Consider the following 26951-nt stretch of genomic DNA (forward strand, 5'->3'; position numbering starts at 1 on the left):
CACCCCTAGAAATTTTTTATGACAAAAACCCTTGACAATTTTTTATGACAATCTACCTTTGATATGTGGGTAACATATTGAGGGTTGTTTTGTGATAGAAAAGCATGACGAAAATGATGTTTATGAAGACTACCGATTGCTCTCCATAGAGGTAGATACATTAGCTAAACTGAGAATCTCACAGGTCATCGATACTGACTCTGGAGAAGTGACACACTCACCCTACCTTTCCCCATCCAAATTACAGTCTCGCATAAAGAAGACCGATATTATCGTTGCACCAGATGGGCGTGTTGTTTATCCACAATCTCTTTATCTTGTCTCAAAACTCAGCGGTGAAGGAAAAATTCAAGACACCAAATCAATGGCCAAAGGCTTATTGGCCTTTACTCGATATTTAGAGTCTACCCACCACCCTCAAGATGATGAAGGGGATGTGATACCACCTCAGTACCTAACTTATAAAACACTGACTAAACATGAAGAAGAAGGCGCACCTTGGCAATTTGCAGAGCATCTTTTAGCTAACTGTCGCTCTAGGAATGAGGCAACTGGTGATGAAGCGTACTCGCTTAACTCAGCAAGAAGCTATATGGGTGCTGTTATTGGGTTTTATAAGTGGATGCAGAGACACGGTTACCTCAAAAATAATGATGAGCATGTCCTGACACACTACACCGAGGTTGAGGTTAACGTAGGGGGCATCAACCAGCATGATATGCTTGCCCATACTAAGTCTGGCGCAAAGCGGGGCTATGAGATTTCAAACATCATGAAGATGTTCCCAAAAATCGATAAAACGCCTGCTCATCAAAAATTGAAGCCTATGACTCCCGAGCATAAAGAACGGTTCTCTCAACACATTCATACATTGCCAAAAGCTGCTTCCCTGATACTGAGACTATGTGAAGAGGCAGGACTTAGGATTGATGAAGCGACCCATTTCCCTGCTCGCGATATTGGGAATAAAGATTTTAGTGCATTAGATGTCGTGCCATTGAGCATTACACATACCAAGGGCAGTAAGCCACGAACGATTGAAATCCCTATCGCACTGCATGAGGAATTAGAGCAATTCAAGGAATGTAGTCAGCGACAAAAGAACCTAACTCGCCGAAAGGATCTGATTAATTCCAAAAAAGAACTGGATACCACTGAGTACCTTTTTCTTTCCAATAAAGGGCGGCCTTACACACTAAACACTCTAGAGGCGCATTTTAGCGAGCTGCGACAGTGCATCCGGGCAATAGAACCTACTTGGTACTATCGAATCCATGATCTTCGCTCAACTTATGCCACGCATTGGCTTTGGCGGGAATCTAGGGAGCGGCAGGTTGCTTATGAGTACCTAATGGACGAGTTAGCCTCGCTAATGGGACATGAAAGCACCGCAACGACGGAAAAGTACATTAAGTTCATGAATAAGTTTAATGAGCAGTTACGGGTTGCAAAGAGCAAAAACAACAAGATTAACAAGGGGTGCTAGCATGGCAAAAAGTCCACTCGCGAAGAACTCAAAAACGGTTAACCACGTCAGAAACAATAAGAATGTGGTTCCGTTGCACCTCAGCATCCCCTACAAGAACAGCAACAGCAGGAAGGCAACCGAGTTTGATATATCACTCCTGTTACACCTTGGCGCAGACAGTAATAATGTCAAAATCAACAGCCGTATCCCTTTTTTAAGGAGCTTTTGTAAAAAAACCAACCAGTATGTTGATTATGGCAGGTCGGCAGCAACCGTCTCGTCCTTATACGATGCATTAAGAGCCTTCATTGTCTTTAGTGACGCTGTAAACGTTGACCCCTTTTCTGAAGCTGGCTATTTAAAATATGCCGGGAATGATGGCGAACTGCGGCACCGGATGAAAATGTACCGCCCATCCAAAAGGCTATGGGAGATGAGCCACGGTGATGAACTGGGTATCCAAGAAAGTACAGCCTCTAATAAAACGTCAGCACTTCGCACCGCCCTTTCATGGTGTGGATTACCCGCTGACACATGGGCAACCCATCACAGAGGGTTTAGTGGCGAACAGACACCATATAAGGGTTACTCTGACGCTGAAGAAGAGGTGCTTGTTGCTCGGATTAGTGAGTTATTTTTCATCCTAGCCCCACAGCTCATTGCGGCAAAAAAACAAAACCTTGTCCTGCCTATCGAGCTGCCAGTCGTTATTGACTTAGGTGGCCACCAAGAAATCATTTCAATTAAAACGTCTCTCAAAGCCCAAACCCATGGGAAGAGTAAAACGGGCACATCCGTAAAATCTGCCGCTGCGTTTAACATGGCGATGGGGGCGGCTTATCACTTAATGTGCTTTTTTACCTCATTAAACGATGGCGACGTACAAAGCATCGCTCATCCAATCACGATTCATACTGATGAGCGGGATAAAAGCTTACAAGTGGTTAAGGTATCGAGCTTTAAGGCACGCGCAAATAAAGAGGTAGACGCTGTTCTTAGCAACCAAAGCTTCGATGTTGATAAACGCGATGGAGTTAAGTTTATTAAAACCCTTGAAACGCTTTCAGCACTCTACGGCGGTGGCGAAAAAGGCTCAGAGTTACTGTTTACGCTGAATAACCAAGGGGAGAAAAGTAGCACGTTCAATTTGATGGAAATAAATAAGCACCTGATGGTAGAGTTAAACGTACTCTCACCCACTCGTGCATCTTGCCTGCCATGGTTTAAGGAACTGTTTTACAGCTATCGAAACCAGCATATTATCGAGTTAAAAAAACAGACGAATACACTTGGCCGAACTGTCGTAAGCAAAGTCACTCGCCCGTGCTCAAAAACAAAATCCGTTCAGGGCGCAACAAATAGCGCCTACTGCATTTTATCGTGTTACACAGACTTACCCCTGAAGGGCATCTTACTGCCGCTGACTTATTCGGATAAAGACGCTGAGGGGAATATCAGTGTGTCGTTCAAATACCGCAATGGCGAGAGCCACCACTTCTCTGTTCCTGCTGCTGACAAGGCGTTAATCGAAGATATTGAACAATTCGCCACAGAGTTAGCCGATAAGCAACAATCTAAAAGAGCTGAGCGGTTGCTGCTCAAACGAGGTCATCAGAAGGAAGCCCCTAAAGACTGGGACGGAATAAGCCTTATCAGCGCTAATCTAATGACAACATGGTCAATTGAAACCAACGAATACTTCATATCGCTTCAATCAAGCCGCTGGCGAGAAATGACCAGTAACCAAGCGTACTCAGTGAGTGGCGCTGGCGGCGTTCAAAGCCTCCTGCAAAACCTTCTTCAAACCATTGATAAGCACTATGCAAATGGTGACCCAAGGCTCAACAGAGTCATCGTCTCACAGGCTCTACAAGTGATAGAGCTATTGGATGAAGACACGGGTTTAGAGCAAGCAAAAGAGATAGTGGCAGCCAAACTTGGCATCTCAATGCTGACGCATGATGAATGGAAAAAGAAGCAAGAGGAAGAAAGGGCAAAAACCAACCCCAATGGCATTCATTGCAATGGGCAACAAAACATTGCAGGTGGAAAAAACACCCAGCGTGAAACCAATAACGCCATGAAGCTACAACTATCTTGTGCTGAATACGACATGTGCCATAAATGCCAATCAGCCAAAGCCGTTGATGAGACTCAATCCATCTATAAACTTATCTCTTTTATTGATGTGCTGAAGGAGGCAGTAAACCTATACCCTAACGCGCAAGAGGAAGTCCATGAAAGAATCGCCGCTTTTGAGGTTACTCTCGATGGTGCCAGCAAGGATGTGTACGACGGTGCAATGGTATTATTTAACCAAAACGGGCGTCACCCTCGGGTATCTATGGATCACGCCATTTTAGCCCTACACCGTTAATTGGGAGCCAATCATGATAAAGTTACCTAAGTACAACATTGGCCAACAAGATGCCCTGTTAAGCGCACAAAATCACGTTGGAAGCTACACAAATTACTTGAAGGATGTGTTAGAACCTGCCATTAAATCGGGCGAGTGGGATGATTTTGAAGCGCTAGATATTGGTTTTAGCGTCACAGGTGAGTCACTGGGTAAAATTGGAGATAACAATGCTTGGCGTCAACTCCAATCGTTCTTTGAGCCTTATGCCACCAAAAAGGATACTCTAGATTTCTTTCTAAACGGAAAGGTGATGGAACGTAACCTAACAAACCAATTGAAGGCACTGGCATTGAGTATGATGTGGCTCTCGCCCAAAGATTATTCATTTATGAGCATTGCGCAAACTATCACTGGGTTAAAGAAAGTCGCCACCGCCCTACTGAATAAAGGCCACAATAGCTTTGAGTTATTAAGTTTTGAGCTGTTAGAGGCTTGGGTATTAGGTGATGTTACCGTTTTGGACTTCGAACGAGAACATACTTATGTAGCACTCAAGAAACTGTTCATAGAGGCAACACGACTACCGTTCAAGGTTAACCTGACCAAAGCGTTATCTGCCTCGGATTTTGGTTTAACCATTAACGAGCCAGTGCAGTACACGGTTATCCCGCAGCGGCTGTACTATTTGGGACTTCAACAATCAGAAGCATTAGTGAACGAGCTATACCCCATTCGTGACGAGCTGAGCAAACTATCTAATTACATAGCTGACTACAATGACAAAACCTACCAAGGGTATGCTAAATACCTTGTTAGCGATGAGGCACAGTTAAAAAATGACGGGCTTCGGTGGTATTTTTCTTCAGCAAATAAAGGTTCTAAGGAAAAGAATATAGCCTTTCAATCGGCTTTTCTCGCGCTCAATAACCCAACACAAGAATCAACCCTTGAACTACTCAACAAACACAAGCCTGCACTCCATTATGAATACGTCGACAAATTCCACCCTGAGCGAACATTGACGATTGGCAACAGGAAGATAACCGGACTTAGAGAGGCGCAATCATTATTTAAACAACTCAATGGTGGCTGCCTCTGGGCATTAATGTCCCGCACAGGTATGCGCGCTGATGAAACCTTTCACCTACATACCGCAAATGGGTGCACAACAGAAACCATATCAGGGCAAACCATTTACGTTATTCATGCAGACCTCTCAAAAACCGCCAAAGGCTCTCAGTCAAAGCAGGATGAGTTTGTCACCACAGAGGTCGGCAAAAAGGCTTACGAGATCCTGCAAGCGCTTCATTCGCCACTTAGACAGCGTCACCCCGATAGCCAAGCATTTTTCCACAAGACAAAAGAGGGCTGCGGTGCTACCAACAAAGATAACCTTACTAGACATACAAAGAAGTGGTTTGAAGGCGCACTAGGAAAGAAGCTAGCGCTAACCAATGACGATGTCATCGATTTGAAGATTTCCGACCCTAACCTTTCGTTTAATGTGGGGGATGACTATAACTTCTCAGGACATCAGCTGCGTCGCTCGTTTGCCTACTATCTTATCGGCTTCGAGCTTTGTGCGTTCCCCCAACTCAAGCAGCAGTTCAGCCATGTATCGATGGCGATGACACGCCATTACGCTAAGAATGCCAGTAAGTTCCAAAAAATCAGAAAGCAAAAACAAAGCTTGGCTCACGCCATTGATGAAGAAAGGATTGATCAAAAAGCGCAGGTGTACCTCAACATCTACAAGAAGCTAGCAAACAAAGAGCGTGTCGCTGGCGGCAAGGGCAAAGAGTTTGCCAAAAACATTATCAAGGCTGAGCGTAACCTTTTTAAAGATAAGGTCGATAACGACATGCTCTCGCTCAACTATTGGAAAAATCAAATCCGAGATCAAAAGCGCCACATCCACGCTGTCGCCCCTGGCGTTTACTGCACTTCAACAGGTTGTAGCCTACGTACACAAGTCAACCTATTAGAATGTGTAGACTGTAAGAACGACTATATTGTCGATGCCGTGTTTGCCGAAGCTAAGCGCAAGGAAGCCGAAATTCATATGCTATGGGACATTGAGCATGATGAATTAACGCCTCAAACAGCGTCAGAAGTGTATGTCAAAATCACGGCGGCTGAACGCATTATGAAAGACTTAGATATCAGCTATGAACCCGTTGTAATACCACAAGAAGTTCAAGACATGCTGATACCCTGCGGAGTGACTGCGTAATGACACAAACAACCAAGAATAAGCTCATAAATGCCCTAGAGCGACTGTTAGAGGGTAAGCCTGAAAACCGAGAGCTAAAGAAGAAAGCCCGAGAAGGTAAGCTAAAAATCAACAATAGTACCGTCGAGAAAGAAGCTGGACTTTCTGTTGGGGCATTGCGCAGGCACAAAGATGTTAAGGATATGGTGGAGAATAAGTCACTGGAATTTCGTGTAGCACAAGATGATTCAAGCCAGTCACCTATTGATGTTTTACAGGCGGAAGTGAAACAGCTAAAGCTCGACAAGACTCAAGCTAATAAGAAAAAAAAGGAGTACCTCGACATCGCTAGAAGCCATGAACAAGCACTAGCCAAACAAGCAGCAAGCCACATAAAAATGGTTAAGGAACTCATGGAGATGTTGCATGAAAGTGAGCGAGAGAAGGCAATGGATAAGGTCATCAAAGCAAGGCCAGACAACCTTATCAAAGGCGATTTTAGATAAAAGTATCCTGTTTAGTGTAATCACTAGACAGGACACTGAATTAACGTTAAAAATGTATACTCTAACGTAATATAAATGCACTAAATAGGACATAGCGAACAAAGCTACGCCACATACCATTAATTGAGAAAGTAAGGACAAAACCAATGGCAATCGAAGCCGGACAAACAGCACCAGATTTTACTTTAAATGACCAAGACAATAACCCAGTGAAGCTATCTGAGCTTCAAGGAAAGAAGGTCCTGCTCTACTTCTACCCACGAGCTTCAACACCAGGCTGCACAGTTCAGGCTCAAGGGTTGCGTGACACTAAAGCTGAGTTAGATGCTCACAACGTTGTTGTGTTAGGTCTAAGCCCCGACACCCCGAAAAAACTGACGAACTTTATCAACAAGCAAGAGCTGAACTTCACTCTGCTAGCCGATGAAGAGCACGAAGTGTGTGAGAAGTACGGTGTCTGGCAACTCAAAAAGTTCATGGGCCGTGAAAACATGGGCGTTGTAAGAACAAGCTTTCTGATTGATGAGTTTGGTAACCTTGAGCATGTGTTTAACAAGTTCAAAACCAAAGACCACCATGAAGTTGTATTGAACTACCTAAACAGCAAATAACCGTCCATGAGCAATTAACTCTTCAACTTGGGGGCAGGCATGATTGGCTACATTCGAATATCAGATCCACAAAGAGCCGATGGCGAATCACAAAGAGAAGCTATCAAGGCGTATGCCGCTAAACGTGGCATACAAATATCGGATTGGATAGAAGAACATGTGTCTGCCACCAAGACTGAACTTAGTGAGCGGAAGTTATCTTCCCTCATTACCTCTCAACAAAGCATCATTGTATCGGATATCACTCGGCTGGGTCGCCACAAGGTTATGGAGTTGGTCGGCGCTATCGGCCAGATAGCCTCATACGGTGAGCTGCATTTAGCATACAACGACATCATAATTAACTCTGAGAACGTTGATAATGCTGAAATCATTTTTACAGTTATTGGGCAGTCTTTTGCCAGCGCTGTAGAGGCTCAGAAACGATCTGAACGAGCCAAAGCAGGTCACGCTAAACGAAAGGCCAAAGGGCTATCATCTGGTCGTCAGAAGGGACAGAAGGTTAAGTCCAGGCTTGATGAGCATACGGCGTTTATATTGAACCTCCTCGACACCAAGGCCTCCAAAGCTGAAATCCTAAGAAAACTAAACGAACGCGGTGTTTCGATTACTAGAAGTAGATTTTATTCTTGGTTAGAAGACCGTGGACTTCATAATAAGAAGGCTGAATTCCAGACCGATATGTTCCAAACATAAAGCTAACTAACTTCAAGCCCCGCTAATCACTAACTCGTTTTTGGACAGAAATCATTTAGAGTACTCTGTCTACGTCGACTAATATTGATTAGAAAAAGTATCCGAAATTATCAAAGATCTATAATTAGTTTCACCCTCTTTATCTACAAAACGAGCGGTGAACGGTAGCCGAAGAGTACAGGGCAAGATCACGAAGCTTTACCTTGTGCTAAGTTTTTTATCTTATACTTCTTTTTGATAACAAACCAAGTCAACCATGTCTAAGCTCAATTTATTCAAGTACTTTGTAGCCTTCATTGCATTTTGACCTTATAACTCTTTATTAAAAACGACGTATACTCCCTCAAAAGTAGCAACCAACTCATCCGCACAAAATAGATTGCAGGCTATTTGAACACGACCTTTTCCCTTGCGTTGAAACGCACGATGAAACCGAGACCACGCCGTAAGGTTGTCATATTTACATACTGCTGTTACATCTTTGCTGGCGGGTTTCAAGTATCGAATGCTATTTTTTTGAATAACAATTTGATGTTTTTTACCCTCCAGCTGGGCATAAACTAAAGACCAACCTGCCAAAATACCAACAACAGACAAGCTGCCGCCAAACACCGTATTCATGTGGTTTGTATTCATTCTCAATGGTGCAGTAATCTCGATATTTTTGCTGCTACAAGTATTCACACCGATACCGAGAGACTTTGATACTGGTATATGATGATGAAGGTAGACTTCAAGCTCTCTATGTTTCATATAGACCGTTGCCTTTTTTAGACCGCCAAAATATTGCAAAAGTCCGTTTTAGAGGGATGCAGGAATTACATTTTAGCTAATTCAGTTAATACTTGCTTATACGTATCCACTGATTGGGCTCCAGAAATAGCGCTCTCGCGATTGAATACAACTGTTGGAACACCTGATATACCCGCTTGTTTCCATTTCTGTTCCAGCGACTGGACATGACTTCGCATATTATCGTCATCTAGGCATTGCATTGCTTCGTCAACATTAATACCAAGACTTTGCAACTCTTGCTCGAGGGTACTCTTGCTGGATATATCTTTTTGCTCGCTATAAAACGAAGCAAATAACCGGTTTTTAAGCTCGGTTTGCTTGCCTACACTTTTTGCATGCTCCAGAAGAATATGAGCATCAAGGGTATTTACAGCTTTTAGCCCGTCAAAGTAGTCGAATTTAAACCCAACGTCTTCTCCAAGCTCTGTCATCTCTTTTCTGAAACGAATGCTATCTTCTAATGTAGTACCGTACTTCCTTTTAAGGTGGGCACGTAGGTCTTCACCTTCAAGCGGCATATCTGGATTTAACTGAAAAGGTTGCCACTCAATCTCAATGCGATCTTCTATCCCAAGCTCTTTTATCGCGGTATTTAAACGCTTATAACCGATAATACACCAAGGACAAATCACATCTGACACTATATCCAATTTGATTTTCTTATTCATATTTAACTCTTTTTTATCAAGCGTTTAGCTTCAATTTTATTTCATTAAATAACACTAAGCTGAATCCAAATTGTTTATTATTCGGTATCCTGCTCATTTTCACCGTAGAGAGTTGCGGTTCTATATTTTTTGCTCACAAAGCTGAATTGTTGGAACGGTATTAGTGAAGTTCGGTACATCAGCTTTTATCTTCTCTGCATTTGGGCCAAATGCCGTTTGAAATGACTCTATAGATTCAAATGAAATTGTACTAATCGCCACATATGCCGCTGCTTCACCAGGAACAACACTTGTTAGCCCTGCATCTACTGTCGCCCCTTTTAGTGCGTCTCCCAGAAGCTCTCCTATCATAGGAACATGTTTGTTGCAGTAGTAATCAAAATCAAAAATCACATCATCGTTATTTGGGTATATTACGTATACTTTAATCATTGCTTTTTCCCTTTTTCTTTCACTAAAGTTTTAAACTGTTGGGGGTTACATTTTGTTCTTGGGCATTGCTTTTCCAATCATTGATTCACCCATTATTGCCTGCTTTTGGTGGGAGATGATCCCAGAAAGAATAGCGGTCATTCGATTACGTTTACCTGGAACCACAACTGCTTTTCTACCCAAACCATTGATAGCTATTTCTGCTACTTCCGCAGGATCTTTTGCAACCATAGGTAGTTTTGACCAGTCAACACCATTATCAGCAGTCATCGGTGTAGTTGTTAACCCAGGAGAAAGAACCGTTACATCAATACCTTTGGGTTTAAGTTCGCCATGAAGAGATGCACCTAGCTGAAGAACATAGGCTTTGGTACCTGCATAATTTGAAAAATATGGGGAAACCATATGACCAGAAAGACTTGATACCATTAAAATACCGCCTCTTTTTCTTTCGATCATCGCTGGTGTAAAGTGGTGAGTCAGTTGCAATACAGAGGTAACGTTAAGCTGTATCATCTTCAACTCTTGCTCTAGAGATGATTTAGCAAACGAACCATTAACTTCAATACCAGCGGCTAGTACAAGTAGCCCAATACTTTTGTCAATTTGCTTAACTTTTTCGACGCCTTCTGACGTACTTAAGTCAGCAGAAACTGTCATTGCTTTAATTCCGTAGCGTTCCGTAAGCAACGTAGCTTGCTCTTCAAGCTCTTTTTCTCGACGAGCGACCAAAACAACGTTCAATCCTTTTGCCGCAATCTGGCTTGCCATTTCTGCGCCAATGCCTGATGTTGCCCCTGTGATAAGTGCCCAATCACCATATTTTTCTTTAAAGCTGATACCCATAATTCGTTACCTTTCTCTGTGTTTAGTTGATGGGGTAACTATATGGAATTTGGAGGTACAGAGCTCTCCATAAAAGTTCAAAAATTGCTCACATTAGTTCAAACGAGCCAACCTGAATAGAAAGGTTAAAATGCGGTGGTGTCAAGTTAAACGAAATTGAGAAGGGGATAGGCCTGTTTGTCCTTTAAAGGCACGGTTAAACGTGGAAACCGACTCGAAACCCGTTTCAAAAACGATGTCGGAGATACGTAAGCTATTATCTTTCAGTAACACTTTAGCTTTGTTGATTTTTAATTTGCTAATGTATTTTATTGGGGGTTCTGAATACACCTCTTTAAACTTACGTTTAAAAGTAGAAACACTCATATGACACAGTGCTGCCAACTCATCCACACTCAGATCCGCATACAGATTACTTTGGATAATATCTTCAAATTTGGCAAAGTTAGGTTTAAACATAGAAGCAAGAAAATCGAGTTCAGAAGGTGCGCCGGTTCTTTTCGCCATAAGAATGACAAATTCACGTAGTTTGCTCTCGATAAGCAAATCATCCGCCAACTCTGGAGAATCCAGCAATATACTGATGCTATCACGATAGTGCTCTAGCAATTTGTCCACTTCAACCTGCAAAATATTATAATCGACCCTGTATTTTGACTGGCTAATATCAAAGTTAAACAGTGACTGAAATATTTCAGGATAGAGAAGGATACCAATCGCTTCACCTGCACCTTCATCATTATGATAGCTAGTGTTTTCATAAAAGTAGTTAGTGCATTTTGCCAGTATTCCGCAGTTTTTGTTCAATGAAGCAGATTCTGTCTGTTCCCTGACGTTAAAATCGCCATTTGTGACAAACGCAAAACACGCTTCACTGTCTACAAATACGCGCGGCATACGTTTGAAACTGGGTATATCTTGTTTTTGAAAAACAATACGTCCATTATATTTTATTGTTTTCATTTAAAGGCACCATTCAATAGTATTGCGATAAGGATAAAGCAGTCTACCTGCTCGATTAACTAATTGGCTCAACTAGAATCGTGTTGCTACGGTGCTGCATTCATAATCATTAGACATCTAAAACTCGACAACAAAACTAAAGCTCGAGAATAGCCTACGCATAATCTATTTTTCAAATGTACTCAATACAAGCATGAATACGTGTATAGATCGAGCGAGAGATTCATGTGGTCTTTGCCCTCTTGATTGAACTTTGAGTCCTTGACGAAACGTAAGGAAATAGTCGGTCAAATGCTCCGCATCTATACCATCAATAAGTCGTTCTGTTTTCTCATATTGAGTAAAAAATGCCAGTGTTGCAATACGACCTTGTTCAAACTTCTTAATAACATACTCATAGAGGGCTGGTTCGTTTGATTTTAATTCAACAATACTGTTTGTAATTAAGCAGCCGTAAGTGAGTAGATCATTCTCTGGATTTAAGAACTCACTATCAAATAAATATTGAAGATTCTCTGATATTAATTTATCTGAGTCGAGTTTCCTGAGTACCACAGACATGTGATGCTCAACATAGAAATCTACTATACATTTAAACACGGTTTCTTTGTTGCCAAACGCGTTGTAAATACTGGTTTTAGTTAATCCTGTAACGGTCGATAATTGATCCACCTTAGTCGACGCATAACCATGCTGCCAAAAATATTTGGCCATAACTCCAAGCACTTCTATCTCGTCAAACTGTCTTTTCTTTGCCATTTATCTATACAACTACATAAAATTCTTATTGACACCTATTGTACTAGTTAGTACATTAATTGCAAATGTACTAACTGGTACAATTAAACAAAACAATGAGGAACAAACGATGTTTTCAGCTATAGCACTATCACTACTTGGATTTGCCTCAACGGTGATTGGAAGTTTGCATTACTTTCTAAAAGTAAAAAAGAACAAGCCTCCCAAAAATCCTATCATCCTTATGCTAGCACTTGCGGCAGGTGTCCTTTTGGGGCTAGGTGCAATTATCAGTGGGATTATAAATATGCATTGGAGCTTTGTTTTCGTTGTCTTAATGTCCAGCTTTTCCATATTTCTTGGTGGTAAATTCATTTGGGTATTCAGTCAAAAAGATACTCCTCTAGGTGATATTAAAGTTGTAATTGGAGATAAGTTCCCACAATTCGAATCAACAACATATGACAACGAGATTTATTCGGCTGATGACATAAAAAATCAACGCGTTCTACTCAAGTTTTACCGAGGTGCTTGGTGTCCATACTGTAGTGCTGAATTAAAAATGTTTAACGATATGAAACCGACCCTAGATCGATATGGCGTTAAGGTCGTTGCGTTGTCGGGAGATACGGCAGAACAAGCAAAAATGCACATCGAACGAGATAGTTTAGATTTTCTTCTTTTGTCAGACCCAGAACTCAAAGTAGTTAAACAATACGGCGTTGAACACCACAAGGCTTTAGGGGCTGACTCGTCTAAAACAAAAACAGTATTAGGGCTGCCATTTCCTACTTCATTTGAATACAAATCAATGTCTATCCCAACATCGGTCTTAATTGATGAACATGGTGTCATCCAATGGATAGATCAGTCTGAAGACTATCGACTAAGAGCAAGCGAAGAACGATTAACTCAAGCCTTACGTAACGCTTTCACCATTAATAAATAATAAACCGAGAGAATTATTATGTTTAACTACCACAATATTGAAACAGCACCAGAAGCTTCAAAGCAAATGATGGAGCAATCTAAAAAATCACTTGGTTTAATTCCAAATTTACATAAAGTGCTAGCAGATGCTCCCGCAACTTATCAAGCTTATTTGAAGACTTATGAGTTATTCACGCAAAGTACACTATTCAGTCCACTCGAAGCTCAAGTGGTTCTGATGACCTCAAACTTTGAAAACAACTGTCACTATTGCGTTCCTGGTCATACGTGGATCATGAAATCAGCTAATATGCCAGAAAGCATTATTGAAGCACTACGGGAAGGAAATGAGTTACCTGATGTCAAACTACAAGCGTTGCATGTCTTTACTAAAGAGCTACTAGATAATCGTGGTCATATAGGTGATGAAAAGTTGCAGAACTTTCTAACGGTAGGATACACTGAGCGGCATGCACTTGAAGTGTTGACAGGCTTAGCTTGCAAACTCATTTCAAATTTCACCAATGCATTATCTCATACACCAGTTGATGCCCCATTAAAGGCTTTTGACTGGACTCACCCTTCAGAGAGGTAAGATCAATCTGAAGAGAGTATCTACTGATACTCTCTTTTAATGGCCGTGTATTTTCATAAGTATATGTGTTGTGGATTAGTAAATTTGGCCACATAGTCAGAACTCTAGGCATAAAGAAAAGTAAGTCAAATTACGAATCTTTAGTATAGCCTCATTCCTGCTCTAGCTTGTTATGGGGCATAAACGCGTTAAGCCCCTAACCCACTTCTGGACATTTCCAATGTTAGGAATGTAAGTAATACTAAAAACTTACAAATAATTTTTCTATATCAAGAGTGTGTTCAACTAAATGTTAGTGGCCAAATTCACTAAGCCACTACAATCCGATTCTTAAGTTTCTAGACCGTCCGTATAATCACCGCAATTCACTTAGCCCCAAAGCTATAGCTTCTTGCCGAAATCGCCCTAAAATATTAACGGTTTTGTCATACGAGCTTGTTAAAAAATGTTCTTCAACGGTTTCACTCTTTCCGTTAAAGGTTGAATGATCAATGAATTTATCATTCTCACAGAATTTGAGTTCTAATGAAGGGCTAGCCTTGCTTTCCTTAGCAAATGTTACCTCTGAAGAAGCTTCATTATTAGCATCTTTTTCATCACAATCTTTCATCTTTTCAAACTGAACGACATCAGCTTCAATAGGTACATCTTGCTTAACTCTATAAGCATATTCCAACAGCTTTGGTTCAGCAGGCATATACATAATAGCCTCTTGATTCGGGGAACTTGTCATTCTAAGTATTCGACCTAAAATTTGTCTATAATGCATTTCTGTTTTGATATTTGTTAGGTGGCAGCAAACCTGTAATCGAGGGATATTAGTTCCTTCACTAATCATGCCTACCGAAATAATCCATTTAGTTTTTGCATGTCTAAATTGTTGAATAATATTACTAGGATCATTTTCTTTGTACGTAACAACAACGGCATCTATGTTAAAATAGCCTTTCATTAATCTTGAAATCTGTTTTGCATGCTCAATGGATGAAGCGACGATTAATCCTGCTGCATCGGAGTTTTTCGCTCTTATTGATGTTAGTTTTTTTTGTGCTGAAGATACGATGTACTTAATGACCTTTTCGTTTTCAATAACTTCCTGATACGAAATGATTGACTCAGACAGTAAAGACTTAAAGCTCGTAAAGGTTTTAGTTTCATCGTCATCAATAACTGAAATGTTATTATTATCCACAGCTATTATCTGCGGAATTCGGCAAACACCATCCTGAATAGCCTCAGCAAGCCCATAAACGTAGTCACATGAAATTTTATAGCTTGGGTGTATATAGTTAGAAAGAACGATAGGAGCAGCGTCTGAGCGCCAAGGGGTTCCTGTTAGTGCTAGTGTGTATTTAGCTCTACCTTTGATGTTTAATATTATTTGTTCTCCCCATGCATTTGCATTCTCAATATTTGATCCTGCGCAGTGGTGGATCTCATCAAAGATTGCAAATACTCGATATCGAGAAAATAGCGCCCAAAATTTTGCATCGAGATGCTGTAAGTTTTGGTATGTCATAGATTGCCCTTTAGCACCCAACAAACCATCAAATCGTTCATTAATTCTCAATTGTAAACTTTGACTGAAGTCTTGAGATACGATGGAGGAAGGTGAAAAACAAATGACTAAATCAATCAGGTCGTTTTTCAATAATTGGTCGGCTAATTCAGATGCCATCAAGGTTTTACCTGCGCCAGGTGTTGCTAGGGCTAAAAAGTGGCAGTTGCCATTCAAGTATTGCTTTAATGCTTTATTGATACAACTCATTTGCCATTGTCTTAATTTCATATTTTCTCTAATGGTTTTAATTGCTTAAGTAGGCCTTCAATGGCTCTAATTTTCCCTAGGATTTTAGTGTTATTGTCTCTGGCTATGTTGTATTGCGGTTGTATTTCATCAACTAATTCAGGGCATTCTGAATAAAGCTCCTTGTATGCTTCTGACTCTCCTAAATTCAATAACAATTCAGCTTTATAGTGATTCAACTTGCTAAGTAATTGCTCTTGCTTACCATCAGGCTTCTTAAGTGATTTTATTGATTCAGACTTAACTTTTAAGGCTATTGCTTCAACGTCAAAACCAACTGTCTTTTTAAAACGAGTTAACCCTTTTTGTTTCGGTATTATTTTTTTAAGCCAGCCTTTTTTCACCAGCTTTAAAAGTTCGGCATATATTTTTCTTCGAACAATCGAAGGGTCTAAAGAGATATCTCCTTTCAATGCGAAATAGGCTGAACGGACATCATTGGTGGTGAAGTTGTCAAAGTTTTTCACCAGAATAATTTGAGCAACAATAGGGTCCAGTTTCAAAGTAAATCCTGATTCAATTAAATATAATAATGGGTATTATAGGGCGTGGTGCTTTAGCGCTCAACATGAAAATCTAATCATTTTACCTAAGGGAAAACTAGGGTGAGTGATTTAGTTAAACAGTTTGGTGATATGTTGCGCCTAAAGCGCAAAGACGCAGGTTATTCTCAAGAAGGTTTTGCCGCCTTTGTAGGTATTGAAAGAGGCAATTACGGCAAGATGGAGCGAGGCTTAGTTAATATAAAATTAGAAACCTTGTACAAATTGGCTAATGCGTTAAATTGCGAATTTGAAGAGATCATGCCGCCAAGAATAAAGTATAAAATTAATTTAGATTAGTCTAAAACATTCTAGTATCACATTCGTGATTCTTTAACCGCGACGTATACGACCTCTTGTCAATTGTGGCCTACGCAAAAGAAACCCACACGCGTAAAGAGCGCGTAGCAACAGGCAGTACAGGCAGTACAGGCAGTACAGGCAGTACAGGCATATCAAGTTTTGCTAAACCACTACAGTTACACGACAAGGATTTTATAGGAGCTTAGCGGGTCGGTGGCATCTTATTGAACGTGATACCACCCCTTCTAGCGTAAACATTTCACTGCTCGTTATTAGGGCAGGATCATAATCAGTATTAGCTGACAGCAGCAGTTGATTATGAGTATCAATAATTTTGCAAACAAATTCACCGTTATAACACCCGACGATCACATCGTTATTTTTAACGGTTAACTGCCTATCAACCACAAGAATATCGCCATCAAAGATGCCGACTCCATGCATCGAGTCGCCCTTAGCTTGACCTATAAACGTAGCGCTTGGGTGCTCTATTAGTAAATCATCAAGGCATAAGGGTGATTGCTTATATTCTGCGGCCGGGCTTTCAAAGCCTGTAATACCAGCACTTGCGTATATAGGAATAATCTTCATAACCAACACCACTGTACTTATATACAGTTATGGTAGTTAATTCTATTATTTTTGCAAGACTTTCTGAGTTCCATCTTGGAAGTATCGCTGCACTAGCTCTTTTCGCAGAATGGTAATTTTTTTATCAGCACTAATGCCCACTTTATCATTAGGCAATATCACGATTTCAATATCATCTAATAGATTGCCATGGGCATCATGCACCCCAGAGAGCACAACTGATTCATCTTTCAGGCGGGTTAAATACAACATAAAACATTCCTTGTTTTTAATATGTCGATAAAGTGTAGACCATTTTTATGAATTGCGAATAGAATAGATAAAGCCTAACGCTATAAATAATAAGGATGTTTAATGGGTCAAAGTGATAGTAAAAATACAAATATTGAATCCTACATCCATGAAGTTCTGTTATTAATTACTATTCAATCTCTGAATTTCTGCCCAAACGATATGCGTTTTGTTTCAAAAAAGATAAGACAGGCATAACTTCTAAGTTGAACGAGGCCCTTTCACATTAACGTTTCTAAAGCCAAAGCTTTATTAGGCCTACTTACTTTTTAAGTGCTAAATTGATTTGTGAGGTATAAATATGTTACGCCCCTAGCCCATTTATGGACATAAATAATTTAGACCTCTGACATGTTTCTGGACATTTTCGTGTTAGGACTTTGGGTAATCATGGCATTTCAGATTACCCAAAGTATGGATAAGCTCTAAACCTGTGGCCAATTTCAATTGGCCACTACAGTGTCCTTTGTTTAACGGCCTTGCTATATTTTTACTTGTTTATGCGTAGTTGACTGTTTACCCAAAACGCCTTTCATAGAAGGCGATACTGGCGTATCAACAGCAAACTCTCCAAACTCTGAGCAAAACTGTTTCCATTGGCGTGATAATAAACCTTTACCTCTGAAAAATGGATGAAACCAAACCCAGCATAATACCCATGTACCACTTACATTTTGAAATGCAGCTCCACCAATACAACGTGTGGGCATTTCAGAGTGCTCTTCTGTGCAAATATCCATTGCGCTTTCAGTAAATAAAAAGCCTACCGTATCACTGCTGTGGTTATTAGCATCGTATTGAACATAATCGTAGTGCATCTCTTTTTTAAAATAAGTTGCAAACTGTTCAAGAGCTTGCTTTTGCGAAATCTCACTTGCATCAGTTACTTTACGTAACCCACAAGCACTTAAACAAGTATCAAATACAGGCAATGATATTGTGTACTTATCGGACATTGAACTCTCCAAAAAAATATAACGCCCTAATAATGGGCAAAAATTGTTGGCTAAAATGTTGAGGAACGAAAACAGCCAACTGTTTTTTGTCCTTATTTATTAGCTTGTTATGTTGCAATGCCACAAGGGTAACCAATTTCTGAAATGTCCTTTTCTAGCTGTTTTAATGATACTTCAGAGTTTACTTCTTTAACCAATTCATCGGTTAAAGGTAAATGGTTATAAATCTTTGCAATAGTTGCAACATCCAGATCTACTTCATAGTACTCTTGAGCAAACACCCTATATGTTTCAGGGTTACAGTCAAAGATTTCTAAAAGATACTCTGAGCCATCAGGATCTTCGTCATCTGCAAATTCAAAGTCACCTTTACCCCAAAAGTTTGCCGAGTGAAGTTTCCAAATACAGAATGAAATATTATCCATAGAGAAAGCGGGTTCTTTAGAAGCAGCGATGAATTCAGAAGGTAATCCTTTTAATAAATCTGGCCATGGAACTTGCCCATCAGTACTCCAAGATGACATTGCTGATTCATGGTCAAAACCTTTAACAAAGCAGCCATTTTGATTGAAAAGTACAGAGAAGTCATCACCACAACCATTTCTCATCGAACCCATTTGTTCATTAACGTCCCAATTTGAGTTGAAGGAATAAAAACGTTCATCCCATTCAGGAGACATAATTGCATCTAGCATTGCGAGTGATTGGAGTAGCTTTTTTAACTCCAACACTTCTGGCATTGAGTTTAAATTTTTAGTTGATATAGCATCCAATGCTGGAGACTCCTTTGCAACATAACGCCGCATTAAGCGGACTAAAATTGTGGGTTATACTGTGAAGCGAAGCGGAACGTAACCCCCTGTTTTAGTTCAGTTAAAATGCCTTGCTAGGTTACTTTACCACTAGATCTTTCGGTTCAAGTCCTAATTCTGTTAATAGTTTTCTAATTTCAATAATTATTTGGTCTTTTTTAGATGGCCACTTTTTTTGGAGAACAGCTAAAGTGCGTTTAATCTCCTCACCATCATATGCATTACCACTTTTAATTGATTGCTCTTGTTTTTCAATCTCTTCTTTTAATCTATCTATTTCAGAGTTTAGTAGCTTCGATATAGCGATTAAGCTACCTCGATAATCGTCCCTTGTGCTCACAATCGCTCTCGCATCCACCAACAAATCATCTGATTTCCCAGGGGTTGCGTTATATATCATTTCACCTAATCGTTCAGTATAAAGTGACGGTGCGGATTCCGTTTTCTTTACATAAACCCTATTCGCGGTTTCGATTCCAATCTCAATTCCTCGCTTTTCTGCAAAAAAATCTGTTATAAAGAAAACTGCAACTCCTGTCAAAACACCTGAAATTATGCCAATTAGAATATTATCTATATATTTTTTAACCCGACTCTGTTCAGTCATATCACTCTCCTTGTAATCTAACGCCCAGCTCAGCGGGCAATTGGAGCGCAGCGGAAATTGTTCCGCTGCAGCTGTTTGTTATGTTTAAAATGGCAGGTCATCTGGTTCATCTAGCTTGCTTACCGTTGCCTCAACAGAGGCAGCGAGAGCTTCAACTTTTCCCAAGAGTTCCAATACGGACTCTATTGAAACCTCAATTGCTTCCCCGTCCTTGTTGTATCCTGCTCGATGAACACAATCATGACGCTTCATGACATCTTTGAATAACCACGATATATCACCAAAATCATGACCAAGAACATCCTTAAACATAGGCTTTACTTTCTTTAGATCATGAAATATTAGATCTTTGAGATAAGTAGCCACCGTGACCTTTAAACTTGATTGCTTTTCAAAAATCTCTTTAAGAGTAAATGTCCGTTTTGAGAATTCGGGGTCTGTTTCAACGAGTTTTCGTATCAACTCTTCAGAATTTGTAACTTTATGAATAAATGTTCCTGCCAAATAACCTTCAATTGCTGATACAACGTGACCATGTAGCATGACCCATAGGCTAAACAGGGTGTCAGGAGGAACTTCTACTTCTAGTAATGTTCTGACACTCTTCAAATGGTTTTGCAGAATTTCAAGATGAGTTTTACTATCGATATACCAGTAAAGCTCATCAGCTTCATCTTCTGGGTAATACGGCATCCCGTAATTTACATCCACATGCCCATAATCAATTGATGCCATCGCACTATAAAAAGTGTTAGTAACTTGAACCGTATATTCTTTATCGCAAGAAGGGCAAAGCACCTCCTGCCAAGAGTCGGTTTGGCTATCCTTATTCTTTTCGGCGGAAAAGTCAGGGTCTTGTACATAGACTATATCTTCTACATGCTCACCACATTCGCACGCAAACGAGATATCCATCTGTAAACTCATAACTCTCCTTTAAACATAACGCTTGCAACAGCAGCAAATTAAGAGCCTAAGCGAATAATTTGTCTGTCTGCTTGCTCTTGTTAAGCATCGCTACGTACGACTGCACTCATTAATTGTCTCAATAAAAGAAAATCGTCCGGTGCAATAACATCCATCATTCCTGTTTCAGGATCCACAAAGTATTGAGCTACTCGTTCATGATTGAAAGTACTTACATCCAAAGGGTGCTCTGCAAATGGGTTGTGTAAGATATGTAATCCATCTGCAATATCTTCTGCATAATCGGCTTTCATAGAATTACGCATCTCTGGGAAGATACTGTCATCAACAGGTAAATGACTAGTATGATAGACGGTTTGAGCACTTGGATTATCTGCCAAAGCACGAATTTTACCCCAAGTAGCTAAAGAACTATAAATTACAGCGCTAACATCTTTGAATTCATCCGTGGTGAAAAGACCTAATGGTATTGTGGCATTTTCATTTTTTATCACAGCATCAACTGGATATTTAATTAATTCATTAGCACCAGTTGCAATCGTTGTTTCCTCATCAACATATAGTCCATATAAGACTGCGACAATTGCTCTATTTACAGCATAGTGTGAATAAGGACGATCAAAAGATGCCAAACCAATAACATAGGGTTTATCTTTTACATGTTCTAGTTTGGAGTAACTAGTTCGATATTTTTTTATTTTGGACGAAAGGCTATTAGATATTCGAATTGCTGATTGTTGATTGAAAGTAGCAAAATCCGTTGGCGCAAATTTTTGAGAATGACCTGCAGGTGCTTCTCCGCCTTGGGGTGGTGCTGCAATTGTTGCTTCTAGTACAATAGGCCTGTCTAATTCAGTTACAAAATCTGGAGCATACTGAGAAAAGTCCGTATTAGCGCCAAGTTCATTTAAAAATGCATTAAGATATAACTCCCACATAGACGATTCGAAAGTAGTCTGAAGTTCATACACAAACTTTCCATCTCTATCTTCAAAACCTTTAGCCCATGAGTTTAAAACTTCTCGTTCAGGTCCGTATTGTTTCTGAAGCATCATTTTAAATATTGGATGTAACTTTTCATCCTCTGCTATAGGTGTAAATAAATCCATCATAACCCCACGATGTTGATGCGCTGCTTAACGGCCCAATTAACAGGCAAAAAATAGTTGGTTAAAATAAGCGACGAAGGAGCAAAAACCAACTGTTTTTTGTACTTGTTTAATTTCTTGTTAGGCAGCTATTGCACACAGTTTCAATTTCATGGGCTGAACAGATAATGCTGAACCTTCACGAAGAGCTTCTAATGCACCGTAAGGCTCAAAGCCATAGGCTTCATATAACTTTACTGCATTTTTATTAATGGTTGTTACCGCTAATGAAACATAATCTAAATTAAGTTCATTTGACCACGCTATGATGTTTTTAAGCAATAAACCACCTACACCTTGACCACGAACATTAGGAGAAACCCACATTTGATAAATATGAGCGGTTTTATCTTGAGGATTATGAAGTAATCCCCAAGCTAGACCAACTGCAAGCCCATTAAGCTCTGCAACAAGTGGTAGAGCAAATTTAACCATATTATCTAGGTCAAGACGAGAAACCCATTCCTCACGTGAAAATGAAAACTCTTTTTCATAACTACTACCAAAAGAGTTCGGAGAGTCCTGAAGAGAAAGAAGACGAAGCTCTCTGTATGTTGACCAATCATCTTTATTTAAGGCTCTAATGTTGAAACTACTCACCTAGCTTTCCTTTGCTGCCTAACGCCTCATTCAGAGGCAAAAAATAGTTGGTTAAAATAAGCGACGCAGGAGCAAAAACCAACTGTTTTTTGTCCTTTGGAATGACTTGATACTCATTGAGCCCCCTCCCTAGCAAGCCGCAACAGCGGTATGCTTAAGGTGACCAAACCAACAGGAGAAAGCTCAATGAGATTTTATAATAACTCACATCCATACTACTGTGGTATCGATTTACATGCACGTTTACTTTATGTATGCATCATTGATTCTAAAGGGGAAGTTGTCGTCCATAAAAAGATTGGCGCTGACAAAGATGACTTACTACTCATACTTGAACCCTATATCGGCAATGTCATTGTCGGGGTTGAGTGCATGCATTGTTGGTATTGGGTGTCAGACTGGTGTGCTGAACTGGGTATCGATTTTGTGTTAGGCCATGCGCTTTATATGAAGGCGATTCATGGCGGCAAAACTAAAAATGATAAAGTCGATTCCTTTAAAATTGCGACATTGCTTCGTGGTGGTAACTTCCCCATAGCCTACGATTACCCCAGTGAAATGCGCGCTGCACGTGATCTGTTACGCCGTCGTATGAAGATTGTCCGTCACGGCGCTATGCTCAAAGGTCATGTTGTTAACACCAACAGCCAATACAACTTACCTGCCACTGACCTAAACCTTAAAAACATCTCAGCAAGACAAAAACTGCGGGAGCAATATCAAGACCCTATTGTGCAACGTAATATCGATTTAGACATGGCACTCCTTGATTGCTATGCCAAGGAACTCGCGCAGGTCGAATGGTTCATTGAAAAACAGGCAAAAAACCATAATCCCGTCTATCTAGAACTGCTTAAAACCGTGCCTGGTATTGGTAAGGTTTTATCGCTGACAATTCTATATGAAATCGGTGATATAGCCCGATTTGAATCGGTACAAAAATTTGCCTCATACTCTCGTTTAGTAAAGTGCAAAGCTGAATCAGCCGGAAAAACCTACGGCACGAATGGCAATAAAATCGGTAATGCTCATTTAAAGTGGGCATTCTCTGAAGCAGCGGTGCTTTACCTACGTGGCAATGACAAAGCCCGTAACTACCTTAATCAATTACAAAAACGAATGAGTAAAGCCAAAGCATTATCGGCACTCGCTCATAAGCTTGGTCGCTGTGTTTATTTCATGTTGAAGAACAAAACGGTATTTGATGAGCAACGATTCTTGAAAGGATAAGTCGCGCAATAAGGTGAGCTGAACATCTAACTAGATACTCTTGAAAAGAGAAGCGAGCATGACCGTGAATGATGTGGCTAATGAAGCAATGACTTCACACCATCATCACTATGCCAAATGCTATTTAAGCTACATCGCCTTGATTAGACGCCTTATTGGCGCGCATTAATAAGTACAATTACCAAAGTCGTTTACACCTTAAATGAGCCTGAAACTAACTGTGCACAAAGCACCTCTGACTTGAATAGTGCCATCTTAGGGTTAACCGATAAATGTCTAGTGCCCCTGATATTTCAAAGGATTGAAAAGCGTCAGGCAGCGATAAGATCGCACTAAGAGAGCCTCTATATGTGTTTGCTGTAAACGATGATTTGACAGCTAAATGACAGACGAAGTAGATGAATTTGTTGATTGATTTTTATTTGACTGCAAAAGCAGTCAAATAAGTTAGGCTCGCCTATTGACTGGCGGAAGGCTCATATGTGTTAGATGCTATTACGCATGCTTATATTCTAATAATTCACGTAGCGCTTTTGGCAAAAAACTTCTTGCTTTGGATGTTATTATTAATTCATTTTTTTGCCAAAGAACTCCTAAATAGATAACGAACAAACCAAGCAGTGTTAAAGTTATAGGGAATAACCAGCTATCCTTAAAGATATCGGAGGCTAAATGACCTATATAACCAGAACAACCTATTGCACCAAATATAACAAATACTCTTCTGACAATTAGAACTCCAGTAAAAATCATAAATAGATTGATCGTAAAATAGATAAACTTCGATAATTCGCTATCAGAGTGTTGGAGAGACATTCCTCCCCAAAATGCAATTACGCCAAAGAGATATATCCAAAATGAATAATCAGCTTTATTGTGAGATCTAATATCAACCCAAAAAGCTAAAGCGATCATGAGTAGTCCAGAGTACATAGAAACTATTTTTCTGAGTTCCCAGCTATAATCTCCACCATTAATCATGACTGCAACATCCATAGTTAAATACCAAAGAGTTACTGCAATTGGCATAATTAAGAACGGATATTTATATTTCCAAGCAATAATAACTCCTACTGCTAGCGTACTTAATTCCATATAAAGCCAATGCCATTTGATATATCGATGGTATTCACGGTAAACACTGTCATCTGGCCAAACGCCTAAAGCATGCTGTAACCCATAAACCGCTAGTGGTGTTAATGCTATAACAAAAGTTCCACATATTCCTGCGGGGATAGCTAACTCTTTAGACTTAAAAATATTAGTAAGTTTCAAACCAACCGAACCATAAAACAAGGAGATAAAAACAATACCTACTCCACCGAACGACTCCCATCCTAAGTTCATAAAAAGAGTCATTGCTCCGATGGCAATCATTCCTCCGATGTAATAAAGAACGTGTGTAAAATCAAACTTAGGTGCTGTATTTGGTTGCTTGTTTAAAAATTCGATTAATTTTTCAGACTGCTCAAATGAAAGAATATTTTCATTTACAGCGGCTTCAAGGTTTTTCTTAGTAACGTTCAATCAAGACTCCTTTCTATGATGAGCATCTAACGCCGCATTAAGTGGTGAGCAACGCAGACCACTGAACTTAAAGCATTGTGCCGTAAACACTAAATTCAAAGCAAACCAAAAATGCCGAGCGTTGGGAATCCGTCTTAAATGCTTTGTTATGAAACAGTTACAGCAACTTTGACAGTTGCATTAGCAATTCAACTAAGACTTCTGACAACCGATCCAACTCTGGTAGATTGGGGAATATTTCAGTCAAGTAACTATGTGCGGTTCCAACTAAATCTGATTCATTCAACCAGCGTTCAAGCCCGTCGCTGACTAGTTCTTGGTTAGACTCAATAAAATCCTGTATATCGGTTTTTTCGCGCTTATCAAGTTCTTTTGTAGCTTCAACAACATTAGTGAACTTCTCCAAGACCGTGACTTTTAGTTGCTCATAATCCACTCCGTTCGTTGTCACCATAAATGGTTCCGGCTTTTTACCTGCTTCAGTAACAACTTCGAAGCCCTCTACCGACTTCCTATAGTACTCTTCTGCCAATGTAGCCTCCTTGTTTCATAACAGCTTATTCAATAGCAGCACAATAATGTTCCAGGCTGCTCAATTCAAACTTCAAAGATACCATCGCTAAGTTATTGTTGTAAATCGAATATTTTTGCGAATACGTAAATAATGCTCAAAATACTGCCGGAAAAACAATGCGTCTTTGTTTACGAGGTCTATACAACACTTTAAAAAATTTCGCAGTAGACTGATATGTATGGGTTTTCTAGAATGTTACAAAATTATCGATGCGTAAAAAGCTCATTTTACGCATCCTTTGGCGTCAGAATTATCTCAATTTGAAGAAAATCAGTTATACCTGTATAGGCAACCAGTCATTTGGACGACAAGTAAGGCGGTCATAATCGATTAGAAAAAGTGTAGTGGTATAGCGAATTTGGCCACTCTATTGAAGGTGATATTAGATTATTGTGGGTAAATACAAATGACTAAACCTCGAGAGATATCCATTTCAAACACATTTCGGGGCATAAGTGAGTTTCAAACTTTATTGTCGTGGTGATTGATTACTCCCGAATTCAAAATTCGTAGTACTCCTAGAAAACAAACAACTTGATTCTGTAACTTTTTCAAGATAACTTATAGGAAATTATATGTGCTGAATATATATGCGCTAGCCTCATTTAAAGGGTTTAGTAACGAAAGTTATATGTTGTTTTTTATCCTCTAAAGACCGAAGGTATAAAGGCTCTGATTCAGATTCATTAAAATGATGGCTTAGCCCAGCGGTGTTATCTAGATGGCTAATTAGATGCTTAATGACCTCTTTATACTTTTCAGGCACTCGCATTACCGTTGTTTTTTCATATTTAGTTTTTCTACCAGCACCTTGACGATATCCCCCATGCTTTTTCTCTTCTGACATCTTTATTCACCTCTTATTTTTAAGTGTAGACTTACCCTACTTGATTAAGTTACAAAATCAAGGCGCAATATTGTAACTCTCCCTTAAAATCCTAATAATTTAAGGGAGGCTTACAGGCCTGATAAATGTTCTTACCCAAATTTGCAGACTGCTCTTCCGTATGACAATCAGCTATGAACCATTGCACCGCCTAAACTTTTTATGACAGTTCACAACTCTAAAAAGCGTCAAAAACAGCCCTGTTTACAAAAAAATATGACAACTGATATAATTAGGATTCAAAAGGAAAATTTATTAATCTAACTCACTGTTAAGTATAGGCTTCATTGATATTTGTCAATTTTTATGTCTCAAATTATTTCCAAGGGTG

General features: G+C 39.8%; 29 protein-coding genes. 10 read left to right on the forward strand and 19 right to left on the reverse strand.

The features are described from left to right. Positions 1 to 91 precede the first annotated feature (91 nt). The 6 genes from Q4591_RS19035 (at position 92) to Q4591_RS19060 (ending at position 7852) form a co-directional block, all read left to right on the forward strand. A complete protein-coding gene (locus Q4591_RS19035) occupies positions 92 to 1486 on the forward strand; it encodes a site-specific integrase (RefSeq protein WP_102437156.1) in 1395 nt (464 codons plus the stop codon). A gap of 415 nt (positions 1487 to 1901) precedes the next feature. Continuing rightward, positions 1902 to 3845: a hypothetical protein gene (locus Q4591_RS19040; RefSeq protein WP_303462463.1), complete on the forward strand. Its 1944-nt coding sequence runs from the start codon at positions 1902 to 1904 to the stop codon at positions 3843 to 3845. Positions 3846 to 3858: 13 nt separating this feature from the next. Next, on the forward strand, positions 3859 to 6060 hold the full coding sequence (locus Q4591_RS19045) for a tyrosine-type recombinase/integrase (RefSeq protein WP_102437152.1): 2202 nt from the start codon (positions 3859 to 3861) through the stop codon (positions 6058 to 6060). Further along, the gene (locus Q4591_RS19050; RefSeq protein ID WP_102437150.1) at positions 6060 to 6545 is read left to right on the forward strand and encodes a bacterioferritin comigratory protein; all 486 of its coding nucleotides are present in this window, start codon (positions 6060 to 6062) and stop codon (positions 6543 to 6545) included. The genes Q4591_RS19045 and Q4591_RS19050 overlap by 1 nt, the downstream gene beginning before the upstream one ends. A gap of 146 nt (positions 6546 to 6691) precedes the next feature. Then, positions 6692 to 7156 (forward strand): thioredoxin-dependent thiol peroxidase, encoded by a 465-nt coding sequence (gene bcp / locus Q4591_RS19055; protein WP_102437148.1) that lies wholly within the window; start codon positions 6692 to 6694, stop codon positions 7154 to 7156. Between the two features lie 39 nt (positions 7157 to 7195). Continuing rightward, a complete protein-coding gene (locus tag Q4591_RS19060) occupies positions 7196 to 7852 on the forward strand; it encodes a recombinase family protein (RefSeq protein WP_102437146.1) in 657 nt (218 codons plus the stop codon). 309 nt (positions 7853 to 8161) lie between these two features. Here the strand turns inward: Q4591_RS19060 and Q4591_RS19065 are convergent, their stop codons facing one another. The 6 genes from Q4591_RS19065 to Q4591_RS19090 form a co-directional block, all read right to left on the reverse strand. Next, the gene (locus Q4591_RS19065; protein ID WP_082419996.1) at positions 8162 to 8605 is read right to left on the reverse strand and encodes a YiiD C-terminal domain-containing protein; all 444 of its coding nucleotides are present in this window, start codon (positions 8603 to 8605) and stop codon (positions 8162 to 8164) included. 65 nt (positions 8606 to 8670) lie between these two features. Further along, a complete protein-coding gene (locus Q4591_RS19070; protein ID WP_055024797.1) occupies positions 8671 to 9315 on the reverse strand; it encodes a DsbA family oxidoreductase in 645 nt (214 codons plus the stop codon). Between the two features lie 120 nt (positions 9316 to 9435). Next, positions 9436 to 9747: an EthD family reductase gene (locus tag Q4591_RS19075; protein WP_055024798.1), complete on the reverse strand. Its 312-nt coding sequence runs from the start codon at positions 9745 to 9747 to the stop codon at positions 9436 to 9438. Positions 9748 to 9792: 45 nt separating this feature from the next. After that, positions 9793 to 10593 carry an SDR family oxidoreductase gene (locus Q4591_RS19080; protein WP_055024799.1) on the reverse strand — a complete coding sequence of 267 codons (801 nt, stop codon included), beginning with the start codon at positions 10591 to 10593 and terminating at the stop codon, positions 9793 to 9795. Between the two features lie 141 nt (positions 10594 to 10734). Next, entirely contained in the window at positions 10735 to 11556 is an 822-nt protein-coding gene (locus tag Q4591_RS19085; protein WP_198589623.1) for an AraC family transcriptional regulator, read from the reverse strand. A gap of 165 nt (positions 11557 to 11721) precedes the next feature. Then, positions 11722 to 12315, reverse strand: coding sequence for a TetR/AcrR family transcriptional regulator (locus Q4591_RS19090; protein ID WP_055024800.1), 594 nt, complete (start codon positions 12313 to 12315; stop codon positions 11722 to 11724). A 109-nt stretch (positions 12316 to 12424) separates the two neighbouring features. Here Q4591_RS19090 and Q4591_RS19095 point away from each other — a divergent pair, with 109 nt between their 5' ends. Together Q4591_RS19095 and Q4591_RS19100 are read left to right on the forward strand one after the other, a co-directional pair. Beyond that, positions 12425 to 13243 (forward strand): peroxiredoxin family protein, encoded by an 819-nt coding sequence (locus tag Q4591_RS19095; protein WP_055024801.1) that lies wholly within the window; start codon positions 12425 to 12427, stop codon positions 13241 to 13243. A gap of 18 nt (positions 13244 to 13261) precedes the next feature. Next, positions 13262 to 13819: a carboxymuconolactone decarboxylase family protein gene (locus Q4591_RS19100; RefSeq protein ID WP_055024802.1), complete on the forward strand. Its 558-nt coding sequence runs from the start codon at positions 13262 to 13264 to the stop codon at positions 13817 to 13819. A 355-nt stretch (positions 13820 to 14174) separates the two neighbouring features. On the opposite strand, the gene Q4591_RS19105 is transcribed toward Q4591_RS19100, so the two are convergent. Both Q4591_RS19105 and Q4591_RS19110 read right to left on the reverse strand, forming a co-directional pair. Next, positions 14175 to 15608 (reverse strand): DEAD/DEAH box helicase, encoded by a 1434-nt coding sequence (locus tag Q4591_RS19105; RefSeq protein WP_102437144.1) that lies wholly within the window; start codon positions 15606 to 15608, stop codon positions 14175 to 14177. Next, positions 15605 to 16129, reverse strand: coding sequence for a hypothetical protein (locus Q4591_RS19110; protein ID WP_102437142.1), 525 nt, complete (start codon positions 16127 to 16129; stop codon positions 15605 to 15607). Before Q4591_RS19110 ends, Q4591_RS19105 begins: the two co-directional genes overlap by 4 nt. 102 nt (positions 16130 to 16231) lie before the next feature. Here Q4591_RS19110 and Q4591_RS19115 point away from each other — a divergent pair, with 102 nt between their 5' ends. Then, a complete protein-coding gene (locus tag Q4591_RS19115) occupies positions 16232 to 16468 on the forward strand; it encodes a helix-turn-helix domain-containing protein (protein ID WP_102437140.1) in 237 nt (78 codons plus the stop codon). Between the two features lie 195 nt (positions 16469 to 16663). On the opposite strand, the gene Q4591_RS19120 is transcribed toward Q4591_RS19115, so the two are convergent. The 8 genes from Q4591_RS19120 to Q4591_RS19155 form a co-directional block, all read right to left on the reverse strand. After that, positions 16664 to 17062: a LexA family transcriptional regulator gene (locus Q4591_RS19120; protein ID WP_102437138.1), complete on the reverse strand. Its 399-nt coding sequence runs from the start codon at positions 17060 to 17062 to the stop codon at positions 16664 to 16666. A 45-nt stretch (positions 17063 to 17107) separates the two neighbouring features. Next, positions 17108 to 17314: a carbon storage regulator gene (locus Q4591_RS19125; protein ID WP_102437136.1), complete on the reverse strand. Its 207-nt coding sequence runs from the start codon at positions 17312 to 17314 to the stop codon at positions 17108 to 17110. 521 nt (positions 17315 to 17835) lie between these two features. After that, positions 17836 to 18309, reverse strand: coding sequence for a hypothetical protein (locus tag Q4591_RS19130; RefSeq protein WP_102437132.1), 474 nt, complete (start codon positions 18307 to 18309; stop codon positions 17836 to 17838). Between the two features lie 107 nt (positions 18310 to 18416). Then, positions 18417 to 19082, reverse strand: coding sequence for a hypothetical protein (locus Q4591_RS19135; protein ID WP_102437130.1), 666 nt, complete (start codon positions 19080 to 19082; stop codon positions 18417 to 18419). A 118-nt stretch (positions 19083 to 19200) separates the two neighbouring features. Next, the gene (locus tag Q4591_RS19140; RefSeq protein WP_102437128.1) at positions 19201 to 19728 is read right to left on the reverse strand and encodes a hypothetical protein; all 528 of its coding nucleotides are present in this window, start codon (positions 19726 to 19728) and stop codon (positions 19201 to 19203) included. A gap of 84 nt (positions 19729 to 19812) precedes the next feature. Next, complete coding sequence (locus Q4591_RS19145) at positions 19813 to 20655, reverse strand: hypothetical protein (protein ID WP_102437126.1); 843 nt, start codon at positions 20653 to 20655, stop codon at positions 19813 to 19815. Positions 20656 to 20735: 80 nt separating this feature from the next. Beyond that, entirely contained in the window at positions 20736 to 21767 is a 1032-nt protein-coding gene (locus Q4591_RS19150) for a glycosaminoglycan attachment site (protein ID WP_241903481.1), read from the reverse strand. Positions 21768 to 21884: 117 nt separating this feature from the next. After that, a complete protein-coding gene (locus tag Q4591_RS19155) occupies positions 21885 to 22403 on the reverse strand; it encodes a GNAT family N-acetyltransferase (protein WP_102437122.1) in 519 nt (172 codons plus the stop codon). 186 nt (positions 22404 to 22589) lie between these two features. On the opposite strand from Q4591_RS19155, the gene Q4591_RS19160 reads away from it, so the two are divergent. After that, positions 22590 to 23633, forward strand: coding sequence for an IS110 family transposase (locus Q4591_RS19160; protein ID WP_102437120.1), 1044 nt, complete (start codon positions 22590 to 22592; stop codon positions 23631 to 23633). Positions 23634 to 24128: 495 nt separating this feature from the next. On the opposite strand, the gene Q4591_RS19165 is transcribed toward Q4591_RS19160, so the two are convergent. The 3 genes from Q4591_RS19165 to Q4591_RS19175 all read right to left on the reverse strand — a co-directional run bounded on the left by Q4591_RS19165 (position 24129) and on the right by Q4591_RS19175 (position 26581). Then, entirely contained in the window at positions 24129 to 25160 is a 1032-nt protein-coding gene (locus tag Q4591_RS19165) for a DUF2157 domain-containing protein (RefSeq protein WP_102437118.1), read from the reverse strand. Positions 25161 to 25317: 157 nt separating this feature from the next. Continuing rightward, positions 25318 to 25692, reverse strand: coding sequence for a hypothetical protein (locus Q4591_RS19170; RefSeq protein ID WP_102437116.1), 375 nt, complete (start codon positions 25690 to 25692; stop codon positions 25318 to 25320). 643 nt (positions 25693 to 26335) lie between these two features. Continuing rightward, positions 26336 to 26581, reverse strand: a complete 246-nt coding sequence (locus Q4591_RS19175) for a hypothetical protein (RefSeq protein WP_102437785.1) — start codon at positions 26579 to 26581, stop codon at positions 26336 to 26338. Between the last annotated feature and the right edge of the window lie 370 nt (positions 26582 to 26951).

Origin of the sequence: Shewanella sp. 3_MG-2023, assembly GCF_030548765.1 — a bacterium.
GTDB lineage: Bacteria > Pseudomonadota > Gammaproteobacteria > Enterobacterales > Shewanellaceae > Shewanella.